Source organism: uncultured Methanobrevibacter sp. (assembly GCF_900316895.1).
In the GTDB taxonomy this organism is placed as follows: domain Archaea; phylum Methanobacteriota; class Methanobacteria; order Methanobacteriales; family Methanobacteriaceae; genus Methanocatella.
On record NZ_ONER01000138.1, the window covers coordinates 1 to 4,314 of the forward strand.

The 4,314-nt window shown below is 38.4% G+C and carries 9 protein-coding genes and 1 pseudogene; all 10 read left to right on the plus strand.

What is annotated here, in order from left to right:
* The first annotated feature begins 117 nt into the window (after window positions 1-117).
* Complete coding sequence (locus QZN27_RS09730; protein ID WP_295591712.1) at window positions 118-492, plus strand: ribonuclease P protein component 4; 375 nt, start codon at window positions 118-120, stop codon at window positions 490-492.
* The gene (locus QZN27_RS09735) at window positions 452-709 is read left to right on the plus strand and encodes a YhbY family RNA-binding protein (RefSeq protein WP_295591713.1); all 258 of its coding nucleotides are present in this window, start codon (window positions 452-454) and stop codon (window positions 707-709) included. The genes QZN27_RS09730 and QZN27_RS09735 overlap by 41 nt, the downstream gene beginning before the upstream one ends.
* Before the next feature lie 89 nt (window positions 710-798).
* Window positions 799-1,236, plus strand: a complete 438-nt coding sequence (locus tag QZN27_RS09740; RefSeq protein ID WP_295591714.1) for a 30S ribosomal protein S19e — start codon at window positions 799-801, stop codon at window positions 1,234-1,236.
* A gap of 24 nt (window positions 1,237-1,260) precedes the next feature.
* The gene (locus QZN27_RS09745) at window positions 1,261-1,617 is read left to right on the plus strand and encodes a DNA-binding protein (protein ID WP_295591715.1); all 357 of its coding nucleotides are present in this window, start codon (window positions 1,261-1,263) and stop codon (window positions 1,615-1,617) included.
* 5 nt (window positions 1,618-1,622) lie between these two features.
* Window positions 1,623-2,207 carry an asparagine synthase-related protein gene (locus QZN27_RS09750; RefSeq protein WP_295591716.1) on the plus strand — a complete coding sequence of 195 codons (585 nt, stop codon included), beginning with the start codon at window positions 1,623-1,625 and terminating at the stop codon, window positions 2,205-2,207.
* Window positions 2,208-2,227: 20 nt separating this feature from the next.
* Window positions 2,228-2,305, plus strand: a pseudogene (rpl39e, locus tag QZN27_RS09755) (50S ribosomal protein L39e); the annotation flags it as partial.
* On the plus strand, window positions 2,302-2,550 hold the full coding sequence (locus QZN27_RS09760) for a 50S ribosomal protein L31e (RefSeq protein WP_296787023.1): 249 nt from the start codon (window positions 2,302-2,304) through the stop codon (window positions 2,548-2,550). The pseudogene rpl39e and the gene QZN27_RS09760, both read left to right, overlap by 4 nt.
* Window positions 2,551-2,575: 25 nt before the next feature.
* A complete protein-coding gene (locus QZN27_RS09765) occupies window positions 2,576-3,250 on the plus strand; it encodes a translation initiation factor IF-6 (RefSeq protein WP_295591718.1) in 675 nt (224 codons plus the stop codon).
* Between the two features lie 25 nt (window positions 3,251-3,275).
* A complete protein-coding gene (rpl18a, locus tag QZN27_RS09770; protein ID WP_296787017.1) occupies window positions 3,276-3,500 on the plus strand; it encodes a 50S ribosomal protein L18Ae in 225 nt (74 codons plus the stop codon).
* An 18-nt stretch (window positions 3,501-3,518) separates the two neighbouring features.
* Window positions 3,519-3,935, plus strand: a complete 417-nt coding sequence (pfdA, locus tag QZN27_RS09775; protein WP_296787020.1) for a prefoldin subunit alpha — start codon at window positions 3,519-3,521, stop codon at window positions 3,933-3,935.
* Window positions 3,936-4,314: the final 379 nt, after the last annotated feature.

Consider the following 4,314-nt stretch of genomic DNA (forward strand, 5'->3'; position numbering starts at 1 on the left):
ATTCTTAATATTCATATTAACCTAAGGTTATCTTAACTATGGTTTTTGTTTTAATTTGCGCAAATCATTTTAATTCAATTTTGAATATTATATCCTACATTTCAAAGGAGGATATTTTTGAGTAGAGGAAAACGACCAAAGTGGATGATTGAAATAGCGATTGAAAGAATGAACATTCTTTTTAATCGGGCCGAGATGGAATTCATCACCCATCCGGAAAGATCACATCGCTATGTCGAGCTTGCATTGAAGCTGTCCACCAAATACAATACTCCAGTGCCTGAAGAATGGCGAAGGAGGTATTGCAAGAGTTGCAAATCCTTTCTCAAGCCTGGTCGCAATTGCACCGTCCGGCTGGTTGACTCAGAGGTCAACATTTTTTGTGGTGAATGCGGTCACGCAATGAAGATTCCCTATCATAGGGAAAAGAAGTTAAAAAGGAGAGCTAAATATGATTCAAAACAAAAAGGAATTGATGAACAGAGCTCTTAATGCGATGACAATAAACATTGGAAAGGCTGGCGTAAACGACAACGTTATTGAAGAAATCAAACGTCAACTCAAGGCCAATGAAATCGTTAAACTTAAATTTGCAAAAAATATCGCTCGCGATAAAGATGCTTACATCGACGAAATCATCTCAAGGACCCGGGCAAAGCTCGTGGACGTGAGAGGTCACGTTGCTGTAATCTACAAGAAAAAGCCTTAAACATTATAAATTTAGAGTTACAGGCCCTATTTTTTTAGGTCTTAAATTTACAGTGGATTAAGCTACAATAAAAATATTGGAGAATTAATATGACTACTGTATTTGATGTACCTGCAGATTTATTAATTGAAAAAGTCGCAGAAGAATTTAAAGAGAATGACAAGATAGAATCTCCTGCATGGTCCAATTTTGTTAGAACCGGTGTCCACAAGGAAAGAAAACCGGAAAACCCTGATTGGTGGTTTATAAGAACTGCTTCTATCATCAGAAGAGTTTACATTGACGGACCTGTTGGTGTTTCAAGTTTAAGAACTTTCTACGGCGGTAAAAAAGACCGTGGCGTACGTCCTGAAAAATTCATGAAAGGAAGCGGATCAATCATCAGAACCGCACTCCAACAGCTTGAAGACGCAGGATACGTGGAAAAAGTTGTAGGCGGAAGAGTTGTATCTCCTCAAGGAAGATCATTTTTGGATAAAATCTCCGGAGAAATAATTAAAGACATTCCTGAACTTGAAAAATATTAATTATAATTTTTAGGAGAGTTTGATATGAGCGAATTAGACGAAATTCGTCAAAAAAGAATGGCTGAATTGCAGGCTCAACAGGCTGCTATGCAGAACCAGGCCCAACAGCAGGCCATGGCACAGGCTCAACAGCAGGAAGCCCAGGCACAATTCGAAGCTCAGAAAAAACAAATCTTAGGTCAGATCATGACTCCTGAAGCTCGCCAAAGATTGGCAAATCTCAAATTGACCAAACCTGAACTGGTCAACAACATCGAACTTCAGCTGATCCAGTCCGCACAGGCAGGAAGCCTAAGAGGTAAAGTAACTGACGAGCAACTCAAAGTCCTTTTAAGACAGATTGCCGGTCAGAAAAGAGAAATCAAGATTACAAGGAAATAATATTCATGAAGGCGGCAGTTCTCTATAGTGGAGGCAAGGACTCATCCTTTGTTGCAGTGATGCTTGAAAGGCTTGGCCTTGACGTGGAATTATACACAGCAAATTTCGGCGTGTACGATTCATACATTCCGGCAAGAAAATCCGCAGAATCTTTAGGATTCAAGCATAATGTCCTTGAAATGGATACTGACATCCTCAAGAAGACATGCGAGAAAATCCTCGAGGACGGATTTCCAAACGACGGAATAAAATACATCCACCGGATGACAGTGGAGGAACTTGCAAAGACTCATGATATTATTGCAGACGGGACAAGACGTGATGACAGAACCCCAAAACTTTCAGTCAATCAGATAAAAAGCCTTGAAGACAGGTTTGACGCACAGTACATAAACCTGGACAGCTTCGGCCACAAGTCAGTGAGGATGATTACCGAAAGCCTCTTTGAGATTTCAAAGGAAAGGTCAAACAGGGATACAAGCTCAGACTTTGAGGTTGAAATAAGGGAGATGATTGAGCAGATGGGTTCAAATCCGCTGGAAATATTCCCGGAACATTATCAAACTCGTGTTATCGGATATAAAGAATAATTATTATTACAGGTGAGAAAATGAGTAGAAATAAACCATTAGCTAAAAAATTAAGAATGGCAAAAGCAAACAAACAAAATAGGAGAATTCCAATCTGGGCTTAAGAGTTTACACAATTCCACTTAGAAATGTAAAAGAAGTCAAAAGGACTATCAGGGCTCCTAGAGCTATCAGGGAGATCAAAATCTTCTTGACCAAACACATGAAAGCTAGTGATGTTAAAATCGACGAATCTATCAATCATGCAATTTGGGAAAGAGGTATTCAAAAAATACCTTCAAAAATCACTGTAAAAGCAGTTAAAGATGATGATGGTGTTGTAAAAGCTACTTTAGCAGAATAGACACATAAAAATGTGAGGTGACAATATGTTGAAAAGAATAGACATTGTAGGAAATCCAAACATTGGAGTATTCGTTCTTGCAACCGACAATTTGGCTATTGTTCCTTATAATCTTTTGGACGAGAAAGCGGAAATTATTAAGGAAACACTGGAGGTTGAAGTTGTAAAGTCTTCTATTTCCGGATCAAGCCTTATCGGATCTTTAGCTGTAGCCAATTCAAATGGTATTGTTGTTTCCCCACATGTTTTAGATAGGGAAGTTAAACAGTTTGAGGACATGGGCTTAAATGTTGCCACCATCCCGGGCCAGTACACCGCTGTGGGAAACATCGTGGCCGCCAACGACAAGGGAGCAATAGCTTCACCGTTCCTGAGCCCTGAAGCAATCGAAGTGCTTGAAGAGACACTTGACGTGGATGTTAAGACATCCCACATTGTCGGAAGCGACATCATCGGTTCACTTGTTAAAGTCACAAACAAGGGATTCCTGATGAGCAAGAACGCACTTTCCTCAGAGGTTAACTTTGCTCGTGAAGTATTTGGTGTTGAAGGAGATATCGGTACTGTCGGCAGAGGCATACCACTGGTAGGCGCATGCATTTTGGCAAACTCCTCCGGTGCAATAGTCGACAAGGACAGTACAGGTCCTGAAATGGCTAGAGTTGAAGAGGCATTAGGCTTTTTGGATGATGATTTTTAATTAATACAATCATGAGGGATTTTATATGATAACAAAAATTTACAGAGTTAAAGGTACTTTTGTAATGGGCGACGAATACCATGACTTTACCAAAGAATACAAGGCCACTTGTGAATCCGACATAGAAGACAAAATCTATGCAAACTTTGGAAGCAAACATGGTATCAACAGGAACCAGATTTCAATCGACTCAATCGAGGAAATCGCTCCTGAAGATGTCGAAGACCCAATCGTAAAAGAAATTTTATAGATGCATTGAGGGATTGACATGGAAGATCAGCAAAGATTAAACAACCTTGTTAATGAAATCAATGTCTACAGGCAACAGGCTGAATTGATTCAACAGCAGATTGAAATGATTCAAACCTCAATTGCCGAAGTTGACGCATTATTTGCTACCTTGGAAGATATCGAAGGCAAAGAATCAGTCGAAGCTTTCGTACCTGTCGGTGCAGGCTCCTTCATTAAAGGGGAACTCAAAAGCACTGACGAAATCATCGTAAGCATAGGTGCAGGTCTTGCAGTCAAAAAAGATGCGGACGGCGCTCGCGAAATCTTGACCGGTCAAAAGGAAGAACTTAAAGACAGCATGGACAAGATGCTTGCAAACCTCCAGCAGACCACTGACATTGTCGGAAGTATCGCAGCTGCTGCACAAGGTAATATGACCCAGACCATGGGTTAGATTATCTTTTTTTACTTTTTTTTTAATAATTCTACTTTTTTTACTATTCATGCCCGCACCGGTCATGCCTGGTCAATCATCATTTTTAAGTTGAAAAAAATTGACGTTTTATAAATTTCTTTAAATAAATTGCCCAATAATGTAAAAAATATAATACATTATTCATCATTTTCATTATTTTTTAAAATTTTTTTTCAATTTTGGATTGCTAATTTTTTATGATTTTCACTAAAAATACATAAATCATTAAACAAAATTTATAAGAATTTATCAATCAATCGACATTCTTCTATAAATATTTTACTTTATGCATCTTATATATAATAGTAAACAAATATAATATTATTGATATATTGGAGGAATTATTATTTTTAATAAA